Source organism: Rathayibacter sp. CAU 1779, assembly GCF_054551755.1.
The window spans coordinates 1,676,467-1,701,032 of record NZ_JBTOLK010000001.1 but is presented as its reverse complement, the minus strand read 5'-3'; the positions used below and the strand labels follow the sequence as shown (position 1 = coordinate 1,701,032).

Sequence of the window (24,566 nt, the reverse complement as noted above, 5' to 3'; positions counted from 1 at the left end):
CGACGAGCTCGTCGCCCACCCGGACCACGAGGTCGGACCCGGAATCCGTCGAGCGCTTCACCACGGCGAGCGCGATCGGTCCCAGCTCGTGGTGGAGTGCCGATGACGTCACCCGGCCCACGACCGTGTCTCCTGCGAGGACCTCTGCTCCGGCCGGCACCTGCGCGCCCTGGGATCCGTCGAGGTGCAGGAACACCATCCTGCGCGGCGGGTGCCCGAGGTTGTGCACCTTGGCGACGGTCTCCTGTCCGCGATAGCAGCCCTTGTTCAGGTGCACCGCCGTGCGCAGCCAGTCCAGCTCGTGCGGGATGGTGCGGTCGTCCACCTCGGCGGCCAGCCGGGGACGCCAGGCAGCGATCCGCAGTGCCTCCGCCGCGAGCTCACCCGCAGCCTTCAGCTCGCCGGATGCGACGGCCCCGGCGAGCGCGCCCAGCGCATCCCGCGGTACGAGAGCCTCCACCCAGCGGTATCCGATGCCAGGATGCTCGTGCTCGGGTTGTGCGTACTGGTGGCCGCCCGCGACGACCTCCGGCCACGGGTCGTGCCAGACGAGAGTGACGCCGTTCGACGCTGCCGTTGCCGAGGCCATGACGTCAGGGAGTCCTGCAATGCCATCGGATTCCGCTGTCTGTCCGGATCCGGCACCCGGCACCGATCCGGCGGCGAGGAGCGTTCCGATCGTGGCGTACTCGGCTGTGCGATCGGCGGGCTCGACGCGGAGCATGAACCGCATCTTCAGCAGGAAGTCGAGCACGGCATCGGTGTCGTCGCGTTCGACGAGGAGCCAGGTGGTCTCGCCGTCGTCGAGCACACGGAGCGCGTGCTCCACGTGGCCAGACGGGTCGAGCAGGAGCGCCTCGGCCGACCGTCCCGGCGCCAGCGAGCGCAGCGACTGACTCGACATCGAGTCGAGCCAGGACAGTCGATCTCCGCCGGAGACCGAGATGACGCCCCTGGTGGACAGGTCGACGACCGCCCCTCCCGCCTCGAGCACGCGCTGTTCGACGAGCGGGCTGCCGTAGTGCGCTGGCACGCCGCGATCGACCGCATCATCAGACGTGGCGACCGCGCCGGGAAGATCGAGGAACGGAGAACGTGGCAGTTCGACGGACACGATGGTCACTCCTTGTCTTCCGCCTGATCGTCCCCGGGGGTCTGCACCTCGGGCGGACGCGCCCCGGATCCCTGCCCCTCCGACGCCTGCTGAACCCTGGGGTGGCCGTCATCGGACCCACCGGCCAGGTCGATGCGCGCGAGGCGTGCCGAGGCGTGCGTGCGCAGATCCTGTCCGAGTGCCGCGATGTCCCAGGCCCACAGCAGGTGGGACTCCACGAGGCCGTACAGGCGGGTGGCCGCCGCGTAGTCCTTGGCGCCCGAGGTGCGGAGGACGGCATCCGTTGCGAGGTCGATGCGCGGGCCTTTCACCTGGCCGAGATAGAGCTCGGAGATGCCGTCCGGGTGCAGGATCTGCACCTCGATGTCGAACCCGCCCGTCGAAGTGCGGAGGGATTCGACGGACTGAGCCGTGCTGAACGGACGAACGTCGGACCCGGGAAGCAGGCCAGGGCCGGCATCCTCCGGCAGGAGCGTGCGGCCGAGCCGCCAGTACCCGAGCTCCGTGCTGAGCGGTGTCTGCCCCTCGTCGAGCAGCCACGTGTACGAGCTGTAAGCCAGGGCGGGAAGACCGTCGTGACTGAAGCTGATCCGCTGGCCGAACTCCCGCTCGACATGGTCGTCGCCGACCGTGTAGTCGAGCACGCCGGTGCCCTCCCAGACTCCGAGGAGCCACGAGAGGGGAACGAGCTCCGCGGGGAGCCCTTCGGGGATCGAGATCAGCGCTGGCCCCGGAACAGGTTGTAGACGACGAGGACGGAGACGCCGGCAATCGCGAGGACGGCCAGCGAGAGCAGGCCGACGAACACGAGTTCGAGGGTGACGAGCATGGCACCCAGTCTATCGATGCGCGCGCTGGAGCTCTGAGCGGAGGCCATTTCTGACCTCGGCAGCGACGCTCCCTCTTGCTCGGCCGGACGGCGGAACAGCGCCGCCCGGAACCGGCTCGTGGGGCCCAGCGCCGACCGCCGTCTCGGCGGTCGGTTGCCTTGAGACCGAAACCGGCCTCGCGCGACTACGCGTGGACCGCGGCCAGCACACCCGTCGCGATCGCCAGGATGACGAAGGATCCGGTGATGCTCGCGCCCATGCGGATGACGAATCCGCGCTTGTCCTGCGTGCCCAGCTGCGCGGCCATCGTGACGAGGATGCTGCCGGCCATGACGACCCCGAGCCATCCGAGATACTCGTGCGCCGAGGCGAACACGCCGACCAGGACTGCCCCGATCGCCGTCGCCGCCCACACTGGCACAATGGACGTCCACCTCATGGGCGGAGCGGGCGTTTCGACGGTCACCCGGTCATTCTCCCCCGCTACGCTGTGTCGGGCCAATGGCGCGCTGACGAGACACAGGCGGGACGGCAACGGGCTCCGGGCGGGCGGAGCGCCGGATCCGCTCCGATAGGATCGGGATACTTTGAGGCGGCGGGAGGTCGCGTGGCTCAACTCTTGGTGCTGACGCCTACGCCGCAGGTCGAGGTGCTCTCCGCACTCGGTCTGCTCTCGCACAGGGTGCGACAGATCCCGTCGGACGCGTCCGCCCTGGTGGGTGCGCCGGCCGCTGATCTGATCATCGTCGATGCGCGCCGCGACCTCGCCGGCGCCCGCTCCCTGTGCAAGATCCTCGCTTCGACCGGCAACTCGACGCCCGTCCTGCTGGTGCTCACGGAGGGCGGGCTCACCGCCGTGTCCGGCGACTGGGGCATCGACGACGTCGTGCTGGAAGGCGCAGGACCCGCCGAGGCGGATGCGCGCATCCGTCTCGCGATCGACCGCCGGTCGAACGATCCGATGCAGTCGAAGATCCAGGCGTCGGGCGTGACGATCGACGAGGCGAGCTACTCCGCGAAGGTGCACGGACGTCCGCTCGATCTCACGTTCAAGGAGTTCGAGCTGCTGCGGTTCCTGGCGACGCATCCGTCTCGCGTGTTCACGCGCGAGCAGCTGCTCAGCGAGGTGTGGGGCTACGACTACTTCGGCGGCACCCGCACCGTCGACGTGCACGTGCGGCGCCTTCGCGCCAAGCTCGGTGACTCCGAGTCCCTCATCGGCACCGTGCGCAACGTTGGCTACCGCTTCAACGTCATCGACGACGACGAGGAAGCCTGAGGCCGTGCCCCCGGGCTCGTCGGCACCGCGGCTGACCGTCAGGACGGTCGCGGCCGACGCACTCCAGGACGTTCTGGCGATCGCGGATGCCGCGCACATTGCGGACGGCGTCGATCCGTTCAACGAGCAGACTCGTCTCGACCTGCCGTCCGGCCGCCGCGTCGCGTACGCGGGCGCTCTCGACGGCATCGTGGTCGCCGCCGCGGCCACCGGCGAAGGCGAGTTGGACCTCGTGGTGGCTCCGGAGCAGCGCGGATACGGATACGGGACCGCCATGCTCGAGAGCCTGCTGCCGTCGCTGGACGGCGACGTGTCCGCGTGGTCGCACGGCGATCATCCGGCGGCCGGGGCACTCGCGGCGAGCCACGGATTCGAGCGGGTGCGCACGCTGCTGCGACTCGTCCTTCCTCGGCTGGACGACGTCGCCGGGGTCACGGACGGGCCTGCGGCAACGGGCGGGTCTGCGGGCACCGACGCGTCCGCGGTCGGCGCACCCGACGGCATCCGGGTGTCCGAGTTCGACCACGACACGGATGCCGCCGACTGGCTCGCCCTGAACGCCCGCGCCTTCGCCGCGCACCCCGAGCAGGGTTCGATGACCGCCGGTGACCTCGCCGAGCGCGAGGCGGAGCCGTGGTTCGACGCACGCGACTTTCTGATCGCCCGTGACGCCGCCGGCCGCATGGTCGGCTTCCACTGGATGAAGCGCGAACCGGGCTCGCCGGAGGGCGAGGTGTACGTGCTGGGCGTGGATCCGGAGACCGCAGGCAAGGGGCTCGGTCGCTTCCTTCTGCTGCACGGCCTTCTCCTGATGCGCGAGAGAGGCGTGGTCAGGGCGTCCCTCTATGTCGAAGGGGACAACGACCGGGCGCTCGGCCTGTATCGCCGCACCGGTTTCGTCGACGACACGATCGACGTGCAATATCGGCGATTGAGGGTTGGCTAGTGGGCTCGCTCACGAAGGCAGCCCGATCGAGCCGGTGAGCGGCACAGCCGCGATGTCGAGGGCGCAGGACGGAGCGCCGTACCGACGGTCTGTCGCGAGTTAACCCCGCGTTCTCGCCCTGATGCCATGATGAGGTGATGGACGGCGAGGACACCATTATCGGCACGGGACTGAGCCCGGAATTCGATGACGACTTCGAGCAGCCGTGGAATCCGCAGCTCGATCCGAGCCTTCCACCAGATCGCTACCTCGACCGCGAGCTCAGCTGGCTCGCGTTCAACCAGCGCGTGCTGGAGCTGGCCGAGGATCCGCTGGTCCCTGTGCTCGAGCGGTCCAACTTCCTCGCCATCTTCGCGAGCAACCTCGACGAGTTCTTCATGGTGCGCGTTGCGGGTCTCAAGCGGCGCATCCTCACCGGTCTCGCCGTTCCGACCAACACCGGGCGGCCGCCGGTCGACGTGCTCGCCGACGTCTCGGAGAAGGCGCACGAGCTGCAGCGGCGCCACGCCGACGCCTACCAGGCCGGCGTGCTTCCGGCACTCGAGCAGGTCGGCATCTCCATCGCCACCTGGGATAGCCTCGACGATGCCGATCGCGTGCAGATGCGGGACGTCTTCTCGCGGCAGATCTTCCCCGTGTTGATGCCGCTCGCGGTCGATCCGGCACATCCGTTCCCCTATATCTCGGGCCTGTCGCTGAACCTCGCCATCCGTGTCCGGAACTCCAAGACCGGCAAAGAGCAGTTCGCCCGGCTCAAGGTGCCGACCATGCTGCCCAGGTTCATGCGGATCGACCAGCGCGAATCCGTCGGCCAGATGCGCTTCATCATGCTCGAAGACCTCATCGCCCACCACCTCGGCGATCTCTTCCCCGGCATGGAGGTGGTCGAGCATCACGTCTTCCGTGTCACCCGCAACGAGGACGTCGAGATCGACGAGGACGAGACGGAGAACCTCATCCAGGCGCTCGAGCGGGAGCTGCTGCGCCGCCGGTTCGGGCCGCCGATCCGCCTCGAGGTGTCGCAGGACATGGATCCCATCACGCTCGGCCTTCTCGTGCGCGAGCTGGACATCACCGAGCAGGAGGTCTACCGCCTGCCGGCACCGCTCGACCTCGGTGGGCTGTTCGAGCTCTCCCGGATCGACCGACCCGACCTGCGCTATCCGACCCACGTGCCGACGACTGCCGTGCAGCTCATGCCGCTCGAGCCCAACGCGAAGCCTGACGTGTTCGCGTCCGTCGAGCGCGGACCGATCCTGCTGCACCACCCGTACGAGTCCTTCGCAACGAGCGTTCAGGCGTTCCTGGAACAGGCCGCGAGGGATCCGCACGTGCTGGCCATCAAGCAGACCCTCTACCGAACGAGCGGCGACAGCCCGATCGTGGAGGCGCTCATCGAGGCCGCCGAGCGCGGCAAGCAGGTGCTCGCGCTCGTGGAGATCAAGGCCCGATTCGACGAGCAGGCCAACATCGACTGGGCGCGCAAGCTCGAGAAGGCCGGCGTGCACGTCGTCTACGGACTCGTCGGGCTGAAGACCCACTGCAAGCTGGCGCTCGTCGTGCGGGAGGAAGAGGGCGTACTCAAGCACTACAGCCACATCGGCACGGGCAACTACAACCCGAAGACCTCTCGCATCTACGAGGATCTCGGCCTGCTCACGAACGACGACCAGGTGGGCAAGGACCTCACCCGGCTGTTCAACGAGCTCTCCGGATACGCGATCGAGAAGAAGTTCAAGCGTCTTCTCGTCGCGCCGCTGCACCTGCGAAAGGGTCTGCTCAAGGCCATCGACAACGAGCGGCTCAACGCCGAGTCCGGCCGTCCGAGCGGCATCCGCATCAAGGTGAACTCGATCGTCGACGAGGCCATCATCGACGCGCTGTACCGGGCGAGCCGCGCCGGCGTGCCCATCGATCTGTGGGTGCGCGGGATCTGCGGACTGAAGGCCGGACAGGAGGACTACAGCGCGAACATCCGGGTGCGCTCCATCCTCGGCAGGTACCTCGAGCACTCGCGGATCTTCGCGTTCGCGAACGACGGCGATCCACAGGTCTACATCGGCAGCGCCGACATGATGCACCGCAACCTCGACCGTCGTGTCGAGGCGCTGGTACGGCTCACGGATGCCGCGCACATCGCCGAACTGGACGACCTGTTCGACCGCGCGATGGACGACCGCACGTCGTCGTGGTGGCTGGAGTCCGACGGCAGTTGGGTGCGCCACAGTCTGGACCAGGATGGACAGCCGCTGGACGACCTGCAGAATAGGCTCATGCAGTTGATCACCCAGCGCCCGCGTTCTGGGAGCCGCCGGTGACCGAAACGGTCATCTACGCCGGTGGTGCCGTGTGCTGGCGCATCATCGACGGAACCCCGCACATCCTGGTCGTGCACCGGGCCAAGTACGGTGACGTGACGCTGCCCAAAGGCAAGGTCGATCCTGGCGAGACGCTCCCCCAGGCCGCGCAGCGCGAGGTGCTCGAGGAGACCGGCCTGCAGATCGCGCTCGGCGTCCCGCTCGGCATCACGAACTACGTCATCTCCAGCGGACGCGAGAAGTACGTGCACTACTGGTCGGCCGAGGTGACCGAACGCGCCGTTCAGGCGTCGACGTTCGTGCCGAACGACGAGATCGCGGCGATCGAATGGGTGCCGCTGCGACGCATGCGCAAATACCTGAGCTACAAGCGCGACGCCGAGATCATCGACCAGTGGGCCGCGCTCTACGACGAGGGCGTGACGAAGACGTTCGCGCTCATCGTGCTGCGACACGCCAAGGCAACGCCCCGCTCCGGTTGGAAGAGAGCGGATGCCCTGCGTCCGCTCACGAAGACCGGCGTGCTGCAGGCGGCCAGCAACGTCCCCACCATCGCGGCCTGGGCGCCGAAGCGGATCGTCACCTCGACCGCCGTGCGCTGCGTCGCGACCGTCGCGCCGCTCGTCGCCGCGTACGGTATCGAGCCGAAGCGCACCACGAAGCTGTCGCAGGACCTCTGGGAGTCCGGCGAGGCGACCGTCGGCATCCGCGAGGTGATCGGCAAGCGGGTGCGATCCCGCAAGACGGCCGTGCTCTGCAGCCATGGACCGGTGATCCCCGACATCCTGCGCGAGATCGCGCTCGCCACGGGCACCACGACGGGCAGCTACATCAGGGACGCCGCGGCGCTCGAGGTCGGCGAGTACTCCGTCGTGCACCTGTCGGCGACGAATCCGTCCTCAGGGATCATCGCGATCGAGACGCACAGCCCAAGGGACTGAGCTTCCTCTCTCACAACCGCCGGCCGAGACGGCTGGCGGTTCAGGGTCCAACGAGCCGGTTCCGGGCGGCGTCGTTCCGCCGTCCGGCCGAGCAAGAGGGAGCGTCGCGGCGGAGGCCAGAAATGGCCTCCGCTCATAGCTCCAGCGCGCAGCGTGAGGTCTACGCGTCGAGGTCCGTTCACCTCTCGTTTACCAGTCCGCGAGACTCTGGACACGCCCCGCGCATAGCTTCGCAAACGGGCCGACACCGGCCCATGCCGCACGCCTCACACAGCGTCCACCCGAATACACGGACGCAGCGTTTCGAGGCTTGAACCCAGGCGTCGCGGCAGACACCCACTTCCGAAAGGGAACACAGTGAAGTTCAAGAATGCAGCCGCCGCGGGTGCCGTCGCGCTCGCCACTGCGCTCGCGCTGTCCGCTTGCTCCGGCAACGGCGGCGGCTCCGACAGCACGTCGACCGCCACGGCCACGAAGACGGCCGCCGCTGTCGACTACAGCTCGCTGTCGGGCACGCTCACCGCAGGCGGCTCGAGCGCCCAGGCGAACGTGCAGCAGGCATGGACCGCCGCGTTCCAGGCCCAGGCCGGCAACGTCAAGATCAACTACGACAAGTCGCAGGGCTCAGGCGGTGGCGTCACCAACTGGCTGAACGGCAGCTACGACTTCGCCGGAACGGACGCCGCCCTCAGTGCGGACCAGTTCACGCAGGCGAAGACGACCTGCGGTCCCGACGGCGGCGTCAACATCCCGGTGTATCTCTCCGGCGTCTCGATCATCTACAAGCTCTCCGGTGTCGACAAGCTGAACCTCGACTCGAAGACCATCGCGTCGATCTTCTCCGGTGCGATCACGACCTGGAACGACCCGGCGATCGCGGCGCTCAACAAGGGCGTCACGCTTCCGTCGACCCCGATCTCGGTGGTGCACCGTTCGGACGGATCCGGCACGACCAACAACTTCACCACCTACCTGCACCAGCAGCAGCCGTCCGTCTGGACGTGGGACGCCAGCACCGCATGGCCGAACTCGATCGGCAGCGGCCAGCAGGGCGGATCCGGCGTGGTGAACACGGTCGAGGCCGGCGACGGCACGATCGGCTACGCCGACCAGAGCTCCATCGGCGACGCCACCGCGGCCGCCGTCGAGGTGGGCGACACCGGCAAGTTCGTCAGCTACAGCGAAGCCGCCGCGACCGAGTCGCTGGCCCAGTCCGGCAGCATCACGCCGCAGGGCAAGGGCGACCTGACCGTCACCATCGACACCACCAAGATCAACAACGCCAAGGCGTACCCGATCCCGCTGCTGTCGTACGACGTGCTGTGCAAGACCTTCAAGGACCCGAACCAGGGCAAGGTCACAGCCGCCTACCTCGGCTTCATCGTGAGCAGCACCGGCCAGCAGGTGGGTGCCAAGAACGCCGGTGCAGCCCCGCTGCCCGACTCGTTCCTCGCGAAGGCCGCTGACACGCTGGCCTCGGTCAAGTAACGTCGCACCAATCGGGCGCACACCGTCTTCCACCCGTACCGACAAGCCGTAGAGAGCAAGAAGTGACAGAGAACACCGCCGTGCGATCTGCGTTGAACAGCCTGCCGGACGACCGTGCGAAAACGGCAGCGCCACAGCGTCCCGGTTCCCCCCAGCGGGGAACCGGGACGTCCCGGGTGAAGGCCCGGCCCGCCGACCGGATCTTCAAGTTCCTGAGCACCGGCTCCGCCGGGCTGATCATGGTGATCCTCGCCGGCGTCGCGCTGTTCCTCATCATCAAGGCGGCCCCTGCGATCGCCGCGAACTGGGCGGCGACACCCGAGCTCGCCGGCGGCACCACGGCGGGCCACACCTCGTTCTGGGACTACGTCGGAACGCTGGTCTGGGGAACGCTCTTCTCCTCGATCATCGCGCTCGTGCTCGGCGCGCCCGTCGCCATCGGCATCGCGCTCTTCATCTCGCACTACGCCCCGCGACGCCTGGCAGGAGTGCTCGGCTATCTGGTCGATCTGCTCGCCGCCGTGCCCTCCGTCGTTTTCGGCCTGTGGGGCATCTTCATCATCCGACCGTTCATCATCCCGTTTCAGGACTGGCTCAACCAATACCTCGGTTGGATCCCGCTCTTCAGTGGACAGGCGTCGCGGACCGGCTCCACGATGCTCGCTGCGGGGATCGTGCTGGCCGTCATGATCCTGCCGATCATCACCTCGATCTCGCGCGAGATCTTCCTGCAGACGCCCCGGCTCCACGAGGAGGCGGCGCTCGCGCTCGGCTCCACCAAGTGGGAGATGATCAGGCTCGCGGTCTTCCCGTACGCGCGGAGCGGTATCGTCAGCGCCGTCCTGCTCGGACTGGGCCGAGCCCTCGGCGAGACCATGGCCATCGCCATGATCATGTCGCCGTCGCTCGTGTACTCGCTCAAAATCCTCACCGACACGAGCAACTCGCAGACCATCGCAGCGAACATCGCCAACAACTTTCCCGAGTCCAACGACCTGCAGCGCTCCGGCCTCATCGCAACGGGCCTCATGCTGTTCATCATCTCCTTCGGGGTCAACTTCGTCGCGCGCTGGATCATCTCGCGCACCGGCGCGGGCAACCGCCGCAAGAACAAGGCAGCCGCCAAACTCCCTCCGACGGATCCGACCACCGTGCTCACCGCCGATGCGACGAGCAGCCCCGTGCGGATCCGGTCCGAGATCGCGGCCGAGGACGACGAAGCCGGTGACCGGCGCACCGAACTGGCAGCAGAGGAGAATCCGGACCGATGACCGCCACCGCCGTCTCCAACAGCCGACGCCCACGCGGACCGGTTCCCAATGCCCTGACATCCGCTCAACTGCCGCGGTTCGTGGAGTTCTACACGCTGCTCGGCGCTCTCGCGGTGTCGGCCGCCGTGCTGGCGATGCTCGGCTTCAGCATCGTCGGATGGCTCGTGCTCAGCGCGGTGATCTACCTGCTCGGCATCGGCATCCTCTCCACCGTGGTCGAGAACAGGCGCAAGGCGACCGATCGTGTGATCCGCGGGCTCGTCACGATCGCGTTCCTGCTCGCGCTGATCCCGCTCGTCTCCACGCTCATCACCGTGATAGTGGGCGGAGCGCCCGCGCTCACGTGGGACTTCATCTTCAAGACCGGCGGCACGGTCTTCGACCCGCAGACGCTCAAGGTCACGATCGTGCAGGGCGCGTGGCAGGCGGTCGTCGGCACGCTGATCATCACCGGCATCGCCTCGCTGATCTCGATCCCGATCGGGATCCTCGCCGCCGTCTACCTCGTCGAATACGCACAGCCCAAGCAGTGGATGGCACGCACCGTGACGTTCCTCGTCGACGTGATGACGGGCATCCCGTCCATCGTCGCCGGCCTCTTCGCGTTCTCGTTGTTCACTCTGATCGTCGGGCCGAAGGCGTTCAGCGGCTTCTCGGCGTCGATCGCGCTGTCGGTGCTGATGATCCCGATCGTCATCCGCTCGACGGAGGAGATGCTCAAGCTCGTCTCCAGCGAGCTGCGTGAGGCGTCGTACGCGCTCGGCGTGACGAAGTTCTCCACCATCGTGCGCATCGTTCTGCCGACCGCGATCGCCGGCATCATCACCGGCGTCATGCTGGCCATCGCACGCGTGATCGGCGAAACTGCGCCGATCTTCATCGCCGCCAGCTTCACGACCAACCTCAACACGAATCCGTTCAGCAACCCCATGCAGACTCTCGCCGTGATGGTCTACTCCGACTACAAGTTCCCGTCACAGGACATTCCCGCGTCGTACCAGTCAGCGTGGGGCGCCGCCCTGCTGCTCGTGATCCTCGTCGTGATCCTCAACCTCATCGCCCGAATCGTCGCCAAGGTGTTCGCACCCAAGGGTCTCCGCTAGAGACTCGAAGCGGTACGAAACCGAAACAGGAGCCATCGTGTCCAAGCGCATCAACGTGAACGACCTCAACGTGTACTACGGCGACTTCCTCGCCGTCGAAGGCGTCAGCATGACGATCGAACCGCGAACCGTGACGGCGTTCATCGGCCCGAGCGGATGCGGCAAGTCCACCTTCCTGCGCACCCTCAACCGCATGCACGAGGTGATCCCCGGCGCCCACGTCGAGGGCGAGGTGCTCATCGACGGCGACAACCTCTACTCACCGGGGGTGGACCCCGTGCTCGTGCGCCGCCAAGTCGGGATGGTGTTCCAGCGGGCGAACCCGTTCCCCACGATGTCGATCCGAGACAACGTGCTGGCCGGCGTGAAGCTGAACAGCCGACGGATGTCGAAGACCGACCAGGACGACCTCGTCGAGCAGTCCCTGCAGGGCGCCAACCTCTGGAACGAGGTCAAGGACCGCCTTCACCTGCCAGGATCCGGCCTCTCCGGCGGCCAGCAGCAGCGGCTCTGCATCGCGCGCGCGATCGCCGTCTCCCCCGACATCCTGCTCATGGACGAGCCGTGCTCCGCTCTCGACCCGATCTCCACCCTGGCGATCGAGGACCTCATCGAGGAACTGAAGCGCGAGTACACGATCGTCATCGTGACCCACAACATGCAGCAGGCCACCCGCATCTCCGACCGCACGGCGTTCTTCAACATCGCGGGCACCGGCAAGCCGGGCAAGCTCATCGAGTACGACGACACCGCCACCATCTTCACCAAGCCGTCCGTGCAGGCGACGGAGGACTACGTCTCCGGCCGATTCGGATGATCCGACGCCGGCGGCAGCTCCGGTAGACTTGTCGGCGGCCGGGCCGCAGTAACCCCGGGCTCCAATATTCGCCGCTTCGAGCGGCCTCGCGCCGAGAGGCGTTCTGCGGCCTGGCCATACTCGTGCCCGTCGGCGATCGTGCATGCTCGCCGGCGCATCGTGCGCCCGACGGAGACCGATCGGAGAGCCCTCACTCCAGTGAGTCGCTGCGCCAGAGCCCGGCCGCCGCGGTCAGCTCGGAAGCGAACTCCGAGAACCGCAGCGCCCTGCGGGTGAGCACCGTCGCCCGCTCGGGCTCGGTCGGCTCGGCGTCGTCGGCGAGATCCGTGCATCCGGCGGCACTCACCCGGCAGAACGCCGCCGCCCGTTCCAGCGCGACGGCGAAGTCGCCCTCGAAGACGCCGCGCAGGATCCGGTCCGCGAGCTCGATGATCTCGCTCGGCCCTGTCGGCACCTCGGCTCCGGCCACCACGGGGTCGATGGACGGCAGCACCTCTGCGCCGCGCTGGTACTGCAGGCTCGCGGCGTGCGGGTCGTCCCGGATCGCCAGCCTGATCAGGTAGATGCGCCACAGCGCGCCAGGCAGACTGTGCGCCGCCGCACGGGACCAGAGCTCCGCGATGGCGTCGATGCCGTTCTCGTCGGTGTACGCGACGAGGCGGGACACCACCTCGGGATCCGGATGCCGCCGCACCCGTTCCAGCAGAGCCGCCGCCGTCTCGTGCGCGATCCGGCTCGTCTCGGCGGGATCGTCGGCACCGTGCAGGTTCTCGAACTTCGCTGACGAGAACTTGGTCGGCTTGTGGAAGGGGCGAGGTTCGTCTGGCACCCCTCAAGGATTCCGCATCGGCACGACTCCCGCAGCGTGCGGGACACGTCGGGGGCTCACACTAGCGTCGGCGCATCGGGGGACGCGATGCACGAGAAGGCGCGCCCACGCGTGCGGTCGCAGCGTAGAGAGAAAGACGGACTGGTGCCCCCGGAGAATTACGATATCTCGACCCACCGGTTAAAAGCCGGTTGCTCTGCCTCTGAGCTACGGGGGCCTGAAACAGAGCCGCACAAAGTGTGCGGAACCTGTTCAGAGTCTAGGGCACTCTCCGAATTCAACCGGCGCACGGGCAGCCCCGACGGGCGGCAATCCGTGTGTCGAGACTGCAACCGCGCGTCGGCTCGTCGCTATTACGCGGCGAATCGCGAGAAACACATCAGGGAGATCGGCGCCAGAAAGAGGTGCGGAACGTGCACCTGCGCACCGTGGTCGAGCGGTACTTGCGCGAGCATCCGTGCACCGACTGCGGCAACTCGGATCTTCGCGTCCTGGACTTCGACCACCGCCCAGGCGAGCAGAAGCGCGACGCCGTGATGCGCCTCGTCGCGTTGGGCTTCGGCGAATCGATCGTGATGGCAGAGATCGCGAAATGCGACGTGCGGTGCCGCAACTGCCACGCGATAGTGACCTACGAGCGCATGGGATCGAATTGGCGCTCGGCCGCGATGGCGGCCCCCGACGCGTGCGCTCCCGCCGCCACGCGGGAATGATAGGTACCGACCCGACGTTCACTATCTATGCAAACGCATACAACAGCGTGGCATCCACCAGCACAGCGAACCGATCCGGTTCTCCGACAGGGGGTCATCCCAATGCAATTCGGCATCTTCTCGGTCAGCGACATCACGCGCGATCCGGTCACCGGAGTGACGCCCAGCGAGGCCGAGCGCATCGACGCCGAGGTCCAGATGGCCGTGAAGGCGGAGGAGGTCGGGCTGGATGTCTTCGCCATCGACGAGCACCACAACCCGCCGTTCTTCTCCTCGTCTCCCACGACACTGCTGGCGCACATCGCGGCGCTCACGAAGCGCCTCGTGGTGACCACCTCGACGACGCTCATCACCACGAACGATCCGGTGCGCATCGCCGAGGAATACGCGATGCTCCAGCACCTGTCCAAGGGGCGCATGGACCTCATGCTCGGCCGCGGCAACACCGCGCCGGTGTATCCGTGGTTCGGCCAGGACATCCGCCAGGGCCTTCCGCTGGCGCTCGAGCACTACAACCTGCTGCACCGCCTCTGGCGCGAGGATGTCGTCGACTGGGAGGGCCACTTCCGCACGCCGCTGCAGGGCTTCACGTCCACGCCGCGTCCGTTGGACGACGTGCCCCCGTTCGTCTGGCACGGTTCCATCCGCACGCCGGAGATCGCCGAGCAGGCCGCCTATTACGGCGACGGATTCTTCGCCAACCACATCTTCTGGCCGAAGGAGCACACGCAGCGCATGGTGGAGTTCTACCGCCAGCGCTTCGAGCACTACGGCCACGGCACGGCCAAGCAGGCCATCGTCGGGCTCGGCGGGCAGACCTACATCGCGAAGAACTCGCAGGACGCCAAGCGCGAGTTCCGCCCGTACTTCGACGAGGCGCCGGTCTACGGCAACGGTCCCACCATGGAGCAGTTCACCGAGATGACGCCGCTCACGGTCGGCAGCCCGCAGGAGGTCATCGACAAGACCCTCGGATTCCGCGACTACGTCGGCGACTACCAGCGGCAGCTGTTCCTCGTGGACCACGCCGGACTCCCGATCGAGAAGGTGCTCGACCAGATCGAGCTGCTCGGCAGCGAGGTGGTGCCGGTGCTGCGCAAGGAATTCGCCTCCCTGCGCGACCCCGAGGTGCCGGATGCCCCGACCCACGCGAGTCTCGTCACCGCCAAGTACGGAGACGCCGAGCCGCGTCAGCCGCGTCCGAACGCGAACCGCGGCGACAACGTGACGGGTGGATCCCCGTATCAGGACACGGATGCCGTGGCGGACGCCGCAGGCAAGGACGCCCCGTACACGGGCGACACCTTCGGAGAGGACGACTGACGTGGCGACATCCGAGGGCGCGCGCACGTTCCGCGTGGCGGTCGTGAACGCCGGGATCAGCGACCCGTCATCCACGAAGCTGCTCGGCGACCGGATCGCGCAGGCCGTGCGCGAGCTCGCCGGACGGCGCGGTCACGTCGTGGAGATCACCACCATCGATCTGCGGGACGTGCTGCCGGAGCTGGCGGGGGCACTGGCATCCGGTCTGCTCGGTCCGCGGTTCACCGCTGCCGTGACCGCGCTGCACGAGGCGGACGGCGTGATCGCCAGCGCCCCGGTGTACAAGGCGGGTCCGAGCGGGCTGTTCAGCTCGTTCTTCCAGGTGCTCGACAATGACCTGCTGATCGCCAAGCCCGTGGCGCTGGCCGCGACAGCAGGAACGGCACGGCACGCCCTCGTCGTCGACGAGCAGATGCGCTTGCTGTTCGCGTACCTGCGGGCGATGAGCGTGCCGACATCGGTGTTCGCGTCGACCGAGGACTGGCAGGACAAGGCGCTCGGATCGCGCGTGGACCGGGCGGCGTTCGAGCTGCTGCTGCTCATGGAGAGCGGCTTCGAGCGCGAGGTACGGGGTGAGAGCTGGCGCAAGTACCAGCACGAGTACGGCAGTGCGGGCGGAAACGAGTTGACCATCGACCTGGACAGCGACCTCATGCGCCTCGCGACGGGCGGCTCGCTCAAGCCGAAGAACTCGGTGATCGAAGGGGTCGACGAGGGCTGACGGCGAGGGGAGCGTTCGCGGCCTGAGGGCATCGGGTCCTGGCCGGTGGTGCTGGGCGCAGCTCGTAGACCGACCGACTGGTCCCTCGTCGAATTCGGGGGTGCGCCGCGAGCTGTGACCTCGCTATGCTGGGGCGCATCCCCATCAGAGAGCGCTCTCTGAGGCGTGCTCCCCCGCAGCCGCACCATCGACGCGATGCACTCCCATGCCGTTTCCTGCCGGGTCTTCGCCTCCGGGCGCCCGAGGCGAAGGCGACTCGTGACAGGCTCGGCATCATCGTTCACCAGGAGACAGCTGTTCAGCGCGGCAGGCTCGCTGGCAGTGGGTGGCGCTGCGGTCGCGGCGCTGGCCGGATGCTCCGCATCGACCCCGGCGAAGAAGGCAGCCTGGACGCCGCCCGCGACGCCCATGGCCTTCCCGAAGGGCTACGTGTGGGGTGCGGCGACCAGCGCCTACCAGATCGAGGGCGCGTGGAACGTCGACGGCCGCGGACCGTCGGTGTGGGACACGTTCTCGCAGTACGGCGACCACACGATCGCCGACAACTCGACGGGTGACGTCGCGGCCGACCACTACCACCGCTGGAAGACGGACTTCGACCTGCTGAAGACGCTCGGCGTCGGCGGATACCGGTTCTCGTTGTCGTGGCCGCGCATCCAGCCGACGGGTTCCGCAGGCATCAACCAGAAGGGTCTCGACTTCTACCGGCAGCTGCTCGACGGTCTGGCCGAGCGCGGCATCCGCCCCGGCATCACGCTCTTCCACTGGGACCTGCCGCAGCCCCTGCAGGATGCCGGTGGCTGGCCGAGCCGCGACACCGCGAACCGCTTCGCCGACTACGCCGACATCGTGTTCGCAGCGTTCGGCGACGTCGACGCGGACTGGTTCACGCTCAACGAGCCGAAGACGCACGCGTTCAACGGCTACTGGTACGGCAACCACGCGCCGGGGATCACGGATCCGAACGCCGCAGCGGCCGCGGTGCACCACCAGCTGCTGGCACACGGCCTCACCGTGCAGGCATTCGATGCCCGCGGCGTGAAGGGCCGCGTCGGTCCCGTGCTGAACCTGACGCCCGTGTCGGCGGCGGATCCTGCGGCCGCCGAGCAGACGAAGAACGTCGATGCCCGTGAGAACCGGCTCTTCCTCGATCCTGTGCTGAAGGGCAGCTACCCGACGGATGCCATCGGCACGGAGAACGGGCAGCTCCCGGCCGACCCGGCCCAGTTCGACTCCCTCGTGAAGGACGGCGACCTGGCCACGATCTCCTCACCGATCGGCGTGCTCGGCGTGAACTACTACGGCGTCGCCGGCGTGGACCTGAACGGCAACGAGGTGAAGATCCATCCGACGTCGACCGCTGAGTGGGAGCAGATCTGGGCGCCGGGGCTGTATTCCTTGCTCACCCGCATCGCGCACGACTACAAGAAGGTGCCGCTCCTGCTGACGGAGAACGGCATCCCGGACGACCTGCTCCAGAAGGGCGTGGACGATCCGCAGCGCATCGACTATCTGCGCAGCCACTTCCAGCAGGCGGCACGGGCCATCGAGGCGGGTGTCCCGTTGGAGGGCCACTACGTGTGGTCGCTGCTCGACAACTTCGAGTGGGCGGAGGGCTACACGCAACGTTGGGGGCTCACCCATGTGGACTTCACCACCCAGAAGCGCACCCCGAAGAAGAGCTTCCACTGGTATTCGAAGATCATCGCCGCGAACGCCGTGGCACCGAAGTGACGAGGAGCATGCATGTCAGACGATGACGTCTCAGCGACCGGCCGTCGTTCGCCGCTGCGGAGGGGACTGACCAGGCGCGGCCTGTTCGGTGCCGCCGGATCCGCGGCCGTCGGAGGCATCACGGCAGCGGCCCTCGCCGGTTGCACGCCGGCGCCGCACGCGGCCGCGACGACGTGGACGCCTCCTGCGACGCCGATGAAGTTCCCGCGCGGATACCTGTGGGGTGCCGCCACGGCCGCGTACCAGGTCGAGGGCGCCTGGAATGAAGATGGCCGCGGAGCATCCATCTGGGACACCTTCACGCACGCGGACCTCGGCTACATCGCGGACCGGTCGACCGGCGACGTGGCTGCCGACTACTACCACCGCTGGCGCAGCGATCTCGATCTGCTGTCCACCCTCGGCGTCGGGGCGTACCGGTTCTCGATCGCGTGGCCGCGCATCCAGCCGATCGGCTCCGGGGCGATCAACCAGAAGGGCATCGACTTCTACAAGGGCATCATCGACGAGCTCGTGCAGCGCGATATCCGTCCGGCCATCACGATGTACCACTGGGACCTGCCGCAGCCCCTCCAGGATGCCGGTGGCTGGCCGGCCCGCGACGTCGCATACCGCTTCGCCGACTATGCGGGCATCCTGTTCGACGCCTTCGGCGACGTCGAGGCCGACTGGCTCACCATCAACGAGCCGAAGACGACGGCCTTCAACGGGTACTGGAACGGCACGAACGCGCCGGGGATCATGGATCCGAACGCCGCGGTGGCCGCCGTGCACCACCAGCTGCTCGGGCACGGTCTCGCCGCGCAGTCCTTCGCGGCGCACGGCGCGAAGGGACGCATCGGTCCCGTCATCAATCTCACGCCGTTGACCCCTGTCGACGCGAGCGCGGTGAAGGCGACCAAGAACCTCGACGCGGCGACGACCAGGCTGTTCCTGGATCCGGTGCTGAAGGGCACGTATCCGACCGACGCGATCGGCACCGAGAACGGGCAGATCCCCGCGGATCCTGACCGGTTCGAGGCCCTCGTGCAGGACGGCGACCTGGCCATCACCTCGTCGCCGATCGGCGTACTGGGCGTCAACTACTACGGCGTCTCCGGAGTGGACCTGAACGGCCAGTACGTGGGGATCCACAAACGGTCGGCCGCTGACTGGCAGCAGGTGTGGGCGCCGGGTCTGTACGAGATCCTCATGCGACTGAAGAAGGAATACAAGCGGGTGCCGATCCTGCTCACCGAGAACGGCACGCCGGACGATCTCATACAGAAGGGGCTCGACGACGTGGAGCGCATCGACTTCCTGCGCAGCCACCTGCAGGAGGCGGCACGGGCCATCGAGGCCGGCGTTCCGGTCGAGGGACAGTTCGTCTGGGCGCTGCTCGACGATTTCGAGTGGGAGTCCGGCTACACGCTGAAGTTCGGCCTCACCCACGTGGACTTCGACACACTGAAGCGCACGCCGAAGAAGAGCTTCCACTGGTACTCGAAGGTGATCGCCGCGAACGCGGTGGCGCCGAAATAGACCGACGGACGGCGATTGCACCAGGATTTCGTGACTGCGCCAGAAATGGTGGCGCAATGGTCACAACCTGGCGCGATCGCGGGCCGCGATGGAAGCCTCAGCGCTCGACGACGACCTTGCCGACGGTCCGGCCCGTCTCGACGAGGCGGTGGGCCTCGCGGAAGGCGGCGGCATCCCACCCGTGCAGCACGGTCTGCACCGTCGTCGTGACGCGGCCGGCGTCGACGAGGTCGGCGACCGCATCCAGCAGTTCGTGCTGCCGGATCATGTCGGGCGTGCGCTGCACCGGACGCGTGAACATCAGCTCCCAGTGCCACGTGAGGCTCTTCGGCTTGAGCGCGTCGAGGTCCACGTCCTTCGCGGAATCGATGGCGACGACCGCCCCGAACGGTCTGAGGATCCGTGCGTAGTCGGCGGCGCGTCCTGCGCTGTGCGCGGAGAAGATCCAGTCGACGCCGACCGGCTCCGCCTCGAGCGTCTGCGCGACGAGATCCGCGTGGTGATCGACGGTCGCCGACGCACCGAGCGACCGCACCCAGCGCACGTTCTCGGCGCTGGACGCCGTGGCGACGGTGCGCACGCCGGGCGCGAGTTCCCGCACGAGCTGCAGCATGATCGAGCCCACGCCGCCGGTGGCACCGACGACCAGCAGACTGCCCTCCGAGGTCTCGGTGAGACCGAGTTTGTCGAACAGCGACTCCCACGCTGTGATGGTCGTGAGCGGCAGCGCCGCGGCCTCCGCAAAGCTCAGCGAGGAGGGTTTGCGGCCGACGATGCGTTCGTCGACGAGCTGGAGGTCGGCATCCGACCCCTGCCGGTCGAGCTGGCCCGCCCACCACACCTCGTCACCCGGTGAGAACAGTGTGACCTCCGAGCCGACGGCGCGCACGACTCCGGCACCGTCGAAGCCGAGCACGCGTGGCTCGGCGAGCTCGGGACTGGCGGCGCGCTGCTTCACGTCGACCGGGTTCACGGATGCCGCACGCACCTCGACGAGCACGTCACGCGGTCCCGGGGCCGGCTCCGGCAGCTCGATGTCGATGAGACTCCGCGCGTCGTCGATCGGCAGACCCCTGGTCAGTGCTACAGCGTGCATGCGCTTCCTCTCCGTTCCCTTGATCGAACTTCAGGCAGCGCCGAACTCTTCCCGTGCGTCAGATGACCAGTGCCGACTCGATACCCCACCGGGCGGTGAACGCCTCGCCAGGTGCCAGCCAGCGCAGGCCCTGCCCGGAGTTGAGAGCGTTGGCCGGGGCCGTCATCGGCTCGATGGCGACGGCCACGTCGCCGTCCGGAAGCGTTGCGAACGAGCGGTGGGTGTACGCCTGCACGTAGGCGAACGAGTCGTCGACCCACAACGTCACGGATCGTCCGTCGGGAGCCGTCAGCGAGTGCTCGCCGCGACCGCCGTGGTGCAGCACGCCACCGAAGCCGTCATCCAGCCGGAGGTCGGAGACACGGCGTCCGCCACGGAGATCGAATTCGGTACCGTGCACGGGATGCTCGGCGACCACGTTCATCCGCTCGTCGACCTCGAAGTGGGTCGTCGCATCCAGTCGCAACGTCAGGTCGGCGGTGCGGACCCCGCCGATCTTCAGGTATGGATGGGCGCCCAGCGCGACCGGGGCATCCTGCTCTCCCGCGTTGACGATGGTGTGCTGCGCGATCAGGCCCTCCGCACTGACCGTGTACTTCACGGTGGTGTCGAGCAGGAACGGATATCCGAGCTGCGGGAAAACCGTCGCGCCGAGCGTGATCGAGTCGCGCTGACGCATCACGGGGAGGTACGGCGTGTAACGCAGCAGCCCGTGGATCGCGTTGCCGCGCGCCGGCTCGGTGACGGCCAGGCGCTGCTCGGTGACGGATCCCGAGGAGTCGCGCATCCACCACGTGGCGTCCTTGACGCGGTTCGGCCATGGCACGAGCACGATCCCGCAGCCCGATGGCGGCGTCGCCGCCTCGCCGTACGGCTCCGTGAGGTCTATGCCTGCGACGGAATACGAGCGGATGCCGGCAGCCACCTGGGTGATCACCGCCCGCGCCTGCCCTGCAGGCGTGTCGCACGTCAACTCGTACTGGTCCCCGGTGGGTGCGCGCATGCCTCCAGCGTAGGGCTGCGGCGTGCTCGTTCCGCCGGTTGAGCGTGTCGAAACCAGCCTGCGTCTGCAGTTCAGCTGGTTTCGACACGCTCAACCAGCGGAAGAGGACACACTCAACCAGCGGAAGAGGACACACTCAACCAGCGGAAGAGCGGGACTTAGGCCGCGTCGGAGTCGACGCGCACGACACTCGCACCCGCGTGCCGCAGCGAACGCATCACCTTGTCATCCGTCGACGCCCCCAGGTAGATGGTCTCGAAGTCCCGCAGTTCGCCGATGCGTCCGAGGTGCACGCGACCGGCCTTGGATCCGTCCGCCACGACGACCGCACGAGCCGATGCCCGCACCATGTCGCGCTTGAGCTCGGCCTCAGGCAGGTTGATGTTGGTGACGCCGGCGCCGGCATCCACGCCGTTGCATCCGATGAACGCGAGGTCGGCGGTCACATGCTCGAACATGGCGGCGGCGAGCGGCGCGACGAGGGAGTGCTGCAGCGGACGAAGCGTGCCGCCCGTGACGAGCACCTGCACCCGCGGAATGGCATTCTCCAGTTCGAGAGCCGTCGAGAGCCCGTTCGTGATGACGGTGACGTCGTGGAGGTCTTCTCGCCGAACGAGCTCTCTGGCGACCGCCATGCACGTGCTGCCGATGTCGACGATGACGCTCATGCCGGGCTCGACGAGCCCGGCGGAGCGGCGCGCGATCGCGCGCTTCTCCTCCGCCGAGCTCTCGAGTGCCTCTTCGAACGAGGGTTCCTGCATCGGACCCGTCACCCGAGGCATGGCCCCACCATGCACACGTCGGATCCCCTGTGTTCCCTCGAGCACCGCGAGGTCACCGCGCACCGTCACGTCGGAGACGGAGAACGTCTCGCTCAGCTCTCCGACGCGCACGAACCCGCGCTCACCGATGAGCGCCAGCATGCGCTGGCGTCGGATGGTCGCGGGCGCGCCGGCATCGGGGACGGAGTCGATAACCTCGGGCACGCGACCAACTTACGTTTGCTTTTGTTTTGTTGTCAATCCGTAAGCTAGAGTCCTGGTGTGGGCACCATCACCAAGCGCGAGCATCGGCTGGCGGACGGACGAGAACTCTTCTACTTCGATGATGCGGACACCACGCTGTCCCCCGATCGCGCTCCCGACCTCCGCACACTGGACCCACGGCCCCAGACTGCGCGCATGCGTCAGGATCCGCTGGCCGGCGAGTGGATCTCCATCGCCGCCGCCCGTCAGAACCGCGTGGTCCTGCCGCCGGCAGAGCTCGATCCGCTCGCCCCGCAGACGCCGGGCAATCCGTCCGAGATCCCCAGCGACTACGACGTCGCCGTCTTCGAGAACAAGTCGCCGTCGTTCGGTCCGACGACCGAGGATGTGGACGCGCCGCGCGGCCTCGACGACCTCGCCGAGGTGGGCATCGGCCGCATCCGCACCTCCGTCGGACGCTGCGAGGTCGTCTGCTTCAGCCCGGAGCACACCGGCTCGTTCGGCAGCATCTCGCGGTCGCGCGCCCGCACGGTCATCGAGGCGTGGGCCGACCGCACGGCTGCGCTGTCGGCGATGGACGGCATCCAGCAGGTGTTCCCGTTCGAGAACCGTGGCGAGGCGATCGGCGTCACGCTCGGGCATCCGCACGGCCAGATCTACGCCTACCCCTACATCACGCCGCGCACGCAGCGCCTGCTCGCCTCCGTCGAGTCGTACGGGCCGACGCTGTTCGGCGACATCCTCGACTTCGAGCGGGCGAGCGAGCGGATGCTCGTGTCAGGCGAGCACTGGAGCGCGTACGTCCCCTTCGCCGCCAGGTGGCCGCTCGAGGTGCACGTCACGCCGCACAGGCAGGTGGCCGACTTCGCCGCGACGACGGACGCCGAGCGCACCGAGCTGGCCGGGCTCTACCTGCGGATCCTCCGCGGCGTCGACGCCCTCTACGACACCCCCACCCCGTACATCGCCGCCTGGCACCAGGCGCCCGTGAACGTGCATCGTGACGACGTGCGCCTGCACCTTCAGCTCACGTCTCCGCGCCGCGCGGCGGACAAGCTCAAGTTCCTCGCCGGCAGCGAGGCCGCCATGGGAGCATGGGTCGGCGACGTTCCGCCCGAGACCCAGGCAGCGGCGTTGCGCGAGGCGATCGCGCGAGCCGACGTCGAGAACCCGGTCTGAGACCCGTAGTCGACTGCTCGCCGACGGCCCGACACACGGCGGGCACTTCTCGCCTCCGCCCACCGGAAACCCCCTTCACCACACCCACCACACCGCCACACACCAGGAGAATTCGGCATGACCGACCTCGTCGCCGCCGCCCGCACCCGTTTCACGGAGCTCTTCGGGAACGCTCCAGGAGGCGTCTGGTCCGCTCCCGGCAGGGTGAATCTCATCGGGGAGCACACGGACTACAACGACGGCTTCGTCTTCCCGTTCGCCATCGACCGTCGAACGGTCGGCGCTCTCGCGCTGCGGGACGATCGGACCATCCGTGTCATGTCGTCGTTCGCCGATGAGGTGTTCGAGACCTCGATCGGCGATCTCGGGCCGGGAGCCGCCGCCGGCTGGCAGAACTATCCGCTCGGTGTTGCGTGGGCTCTCGGGCAGCTCGGTGCGGATCTCGACGCGGTCCCCGGCTTCGACCTCTACCTCGACTCCGCTGTTCCCGTCGGCGCCGGACTGTCGTCATCCGCTGCCATCGAATCCGCCGTCGCCGTCGCCCTGAACGACGTGTGGCGCCTGGACCTGGACCTGAAGACGCTCGTGAGGGCCGGGCACATCGCGGAGAACGAGGTCGTCGGGGCGCCGACTGGCATCCTCGACCAGTCGGCGTCGCTCCTCGGCCGCGCGGACAGCGGCATCTTCATCGACTGCCGCACGCTGGAGACCGACGTCATCCCGCTCGGGTTCGACGAGGCGGGCCTGGAGGTGCTCGTCATGGACACGAAGGTGCACCACGAGCACGCGACGGGCGGGTACGCCGCACGCCGCGCATCCTGCGAGGCAGGGGCCAAGACTCTCGGCGTCGAGTCGCTGCGGGAGGTCACCGTTGCCGATCTGCCTCGGGCACGCGAGGTGCTCGACGGCGAGACGTTCCGCCGGGTGCGCCACGTGGTCACCGAGAATCAGCGCGTGCTGGACACCGTGCGCACGCTGCGCGAGCAGGGTCCGCGGGCGATCGGCGACCTGATGGACGCCTCGCACCGGTCACTGCGCGACGACTTCGAGGTCTCCGTTCCGCAGCTCGACCTCGCCGTCGAGATCTCCCAGAACTACGGGGCGATCGGCGCGCGGATGACGGGCGGCGGGTTCGGCGGATCGGCCATCGCGCTCGTACCTCACGAGCTCGTGTCGCAGGTGGAGGCTGCCGTGGATGCGGCGTTCGCCGAGCACGGATACGCCCAGCCGGATCTCTTCGCCGTCGTGCCGTCTGCGGGAGCGCACCGCAACGAGTAGGCCGTGCCGTTCGCTCTGAGCACGCAACGACTTACCCTGCGTCCTGCGCGACAGCTCCACGAAGACTGGTGCTCGT

General features: G+C 67.9%; 20 protein-coding genes, 1 tRNA gene and 2 pseudogenes. 15 read left to right on the top strand and 8 right to left on the bottom strand.

Annotated elements, in window-relative coordinates:
* From ygfZ to ACX9R5_RS07745, 3 genes and pseudogenes are all read right to left on the bottom strand, one after another.
* Positions 1-1,102: pseudogene (ygfZ, locus tag ACX9R5_RS07755) on the bottom strand (CAF17-like 4Fe-4S cluster assembly/insertion protein YgfZ); the annotation flags it as partial.
* A 140-nt stretch (positions 1,103-1,242) separates the two neighbouring features.
* Positions 1,243-1,836: pseudogene (locus ACX9R5_RS07750) on the bottom strand (nitrobindin family protein); the annotation flags it as partial.
* Positions 1,837-2,128: 292 nt separating this feature from the next.
* A complete protein-coding gene (locus tag ACX9R5_RS07745; protein WP_459408409.1) occupies positions 2,129-2,410 on the bottom strand; it encodes a hypothetical protein in 282 nt (93 codons plus the stop codon).
* A gap of 141 nt (positions 2,411-2,551) precedes the next feature.
* Here ACX9R5_RS07745 and ACX9R5_RS07740 point away from each other — a divergent pair, with 141 nt between their 5' ends.
* The 8 genes from ACX9R5_RS07740 to pstB all read left to right on the top strand — a co-directional run bounded on the left by ACX9R5_RS07740 (position 2,552) and on the right by pstB (position 12,107).
* Positions 2,552-3,223, top strand: coding sequence for a response regulator transcription factor (locus ACX9R5_RS07740; RefSeq protein WP_459408408.1), 672 nt, complete (start codon positions 2,552-2,554; stop codon positions 3,221-3,223).
* Positions 3,224-3,227: 4 nt separating this feature from the next.
* Positions 3,228-4,169: a mycothiol synthase gene (gene mshD / locus ACX9R5_RS07735; protein WP_459408407.1), complete on the top strand. Its 942-nt coding sequence runs from the start codon at positions 3,228-3,230 to the stop codon at positions 4,167-4,169.
* Between the two features lie 137 nt (positions 4,170-4,306).
* The gene (locus ACX9R5_RS07730; protein WP_459408406.1) at positions 4,307-6,487 is read left to right on the top strand and encodes an RNA degradosome polyphosphate kinase; all 2,181 of its coding nucleotides are present in this window, start codon (positions 4,307-4,309) and stop codon (positions 6,485-6,487) included.
* Positions 6,484-7,428: an NUDIX hydrolase gene (locus ACX9R5_RS07725; RefSeq protein WP_459408405.1), complete on the top strand. Its 945-nt coding sequence runs from the start codon at positions 6,484-6,486 to the stop codon at positions 7,426-7,428. Before ACX9R5_RS07730 ends, ACX9R5_RS07725 begins: the two co-directional genes overlap by 4 nt.
* 357 nt (positions 7,429-7,785) lie before the next feature.
* Complete coding sequence (gene pstS / locus ACX9R5_RS07720) at positions 7,786-8,916, top strand: phosphate ABC transporter substrate-binding protein PstS (RefSeq protein WP_459408404.1); 1,131 nt, start codon at positions 7,786-7,788, stop codon at positions 8,914-8,916.
* Between the two features lie 62 nt (positions 8,917-8,978).
* Positions 8,979-10,187, top strand: coding sequence for a phosphate ABC transporter permease subunit PstC (gene pstC / locus ACX9R5_RS07715; RefSeq protein WP_459408403.1), 1,209 nt, complete (start codon positions 8,979-8,981; stop codon positions 10,185-10,187).
* Complete coding sequence (pstA, locus tag ACX9R5_RS07710) at positions 10,184-11,290, top strand: phosphate ABC transporter permease PstA (protein WP_459408402.1); 1,107 nt, start codon at positions 10,184-10,186, stop codon at positions 11,288-11,290. Before pstC ends, pstA begins: the two co-directional genes overlap by 4 nt.
* Before the next feature lie 37 nt (positions 11,291-11,327).
* The gene (pstB, locus tag ACX9R5_RS07705) at positions 11,328-12,107 is read left to right on the top strand and encodes a phosphate ABC transporter ATP-binding protein PstB (protein WP_459408401.1); all 780 of its coding nucleotides are present in this window, start codon (positions 11,328-11,330) and stop codon (positions 12,105-12,107) included.
* Between the two features lie 190 nt (positions 12,108-12,297).
* Here pstB and ACX9R5_RS07700 read toward each other — a convergent pair whose 3' ends face one another.
* Both ACX9R5_RS07700 and ACX9R5_RS07695 read right to left on the bottom strand, forming a co-directional pair.
* On the bottom strand, positions 12,298-12,936 hold the full coding sequence (locus tag ACX9R5_RS07700) for a DNA-directed RNA polymerase subunit beta (RefSeq protein ID WP_459408400.1): 639 nt from the start codon (positions 12,934-12,936) through the stop codon (positions 12,298-12,300).
* Positions 12,937-13,078: 142 nt separating this feature from the next.
* A tRNA-Lys gene (locus tag ACX9R5_RS07695) sits at positions 13,079-13,153 on the bottom strand.
* A 196-nt stretch (positions 13,154-13,349) separates the two neighbouring features.
* Here ACX9R5_RS07695 and ACX9R5_RS07690 point away from each other — a divergent pair.
* The 5 genes from ACX9R5_RS07690 (at position 13,350) to ACX9R5_RS07670 (ending at position 18,948) form a co-directional block, all read left to right on the top strand.
* Positions 13,350-13,649 (top strand): hypothetical protein, encoded by a 300-nt coding sequence (locus ACX9R5_RS07690; RefSeq protein WP_459408399.1) that lies wholly within the window; start codon positions 13,350-13,352, stop codon positions 13,647-13,649.
* A gap of 102 nt (positions 13,650-13,751) precedes the next feature.
* Positions 13,752-14,972: an LLM class flavin-dependent oxidoreductase gene (locus tag ACX9R5_RS07685; protein ID WP_459408398.1), complete on the top strand. Its 1,221-nt coding sequence runs from the start codon at positions 13,752-13,754 to the stop codon at positions 14,970-14,972.
* 1 nt (position 14,973) lies between these two features.
* On the top strand, positions 14,974-15,693 hold the full coding sequence (locus ACX9R5_RS07680; RefSeq protein WP_459408397.1) for a CE1759 family FMN reductase: 720 nt from the start codon (positions 14,974-14,976) through the stop codon (positions 15,691-15,693).
* Positions 15,694-15,951: 258 nt separating this feature from the next.
* Positions 15,952-17,427 (top strand): GH1 family beta-glucosidase, encoded by a 1,476-nt coding sequence (locus ACX9R5_RS07675; RefSeq protein ID WP_459408396.1) that lies wholly within the window; start codon positions 15,952-15,954, stop codon positions 17,425-17,427.
* 12 nt (positions 17,428-17,439) lie between these two features.
* On the top strand, positions 17,440-18,948 hold the full coding sequence (locus tag ACX9R5_RS07670; RefSeq protein WP_459408395.1) for a GH1 family beta-glucosidase: 1,509 nt from the start codon (positions 17,440-17,442) through the stop codon (positions 18,946-18,948).
* A gap of 97 nt (positions 18,949-19,045) precedes the next feature.
* Here ACX9R5_RS07670 and ACX9R5_RS07665 read toward each other — a convergent pair whose 3' ends face one another.
* The 3 genes from ACX9R5_RS07665 to ACX9R5_RS07655 all read right to left on the bottom strand — a co-directional run bounded on the left by ACX9R5_RS07665 (position 19,046) and on the right by ACX9R5_RS07655 (position 22,033).
* A complete protein-coding gene (locus ACX9R5_RS07665; RefSeq protein ID WP_459408394.1) occupies positions 19,046-20,044 on the bottom strand; it encodes a zinc-binding alcohol dehydrogenase family protein in 999 nt (332 codons plus the stop codon).
* 58 nt (positions 20,045-20,102) lie between these two features.
* Positions 20,103-21,047, bottom strand: a complete 945-nt coding sequence (locus ACX9R5_RS07660; protein ID WP_459408393.1) for an aldose 1-epimerase family protein — start codon at positions 21,045-21,047, stop codon at positions 20,103-20,105.
* 158 nt (positions 21,048-21,205) lie between these two features.
* Positions 21,206-22,033, bottom strand: coding sequence for a DeoR/GlpR family DNA-binding transcription regulator (locus ACX9R5_RS07655; protein ID WP_459408392.1), 828 nt, complete (start codon positions 22,031-22,033; stop codon positions 21,206-21,208).
* A gap of 57 nt (positions 22,034-22,090) precedes the next feature.
* Here ACX9R5_RS07655 and galT point away from each other — a divergent pair, with 57 nt between their 5' ends.
* Entirely contained in the window at positions 22,091-23,212 is a 1,122-nt protein-coding gene (gene galT / locus ACX9R5_RS07650) for a galactose-1-phosphate uridylyltransferase (protein WP_459408391.1), read from the top strand.
* 117 nt (positions 23,213-23,329) lie between these two features.
* Positions 23,330-24,490, top strand: coding sequence for a galactokinase (galK, locus tag ACX9R5_RS07645; protein ID WP_459408390.1), 1,161 nt, complete (start codon positions 23,330-23,332; stop codon positions 24,488-24,490).
* Positions 24,491-24,566: the final 76 nt, after the last annotated feature.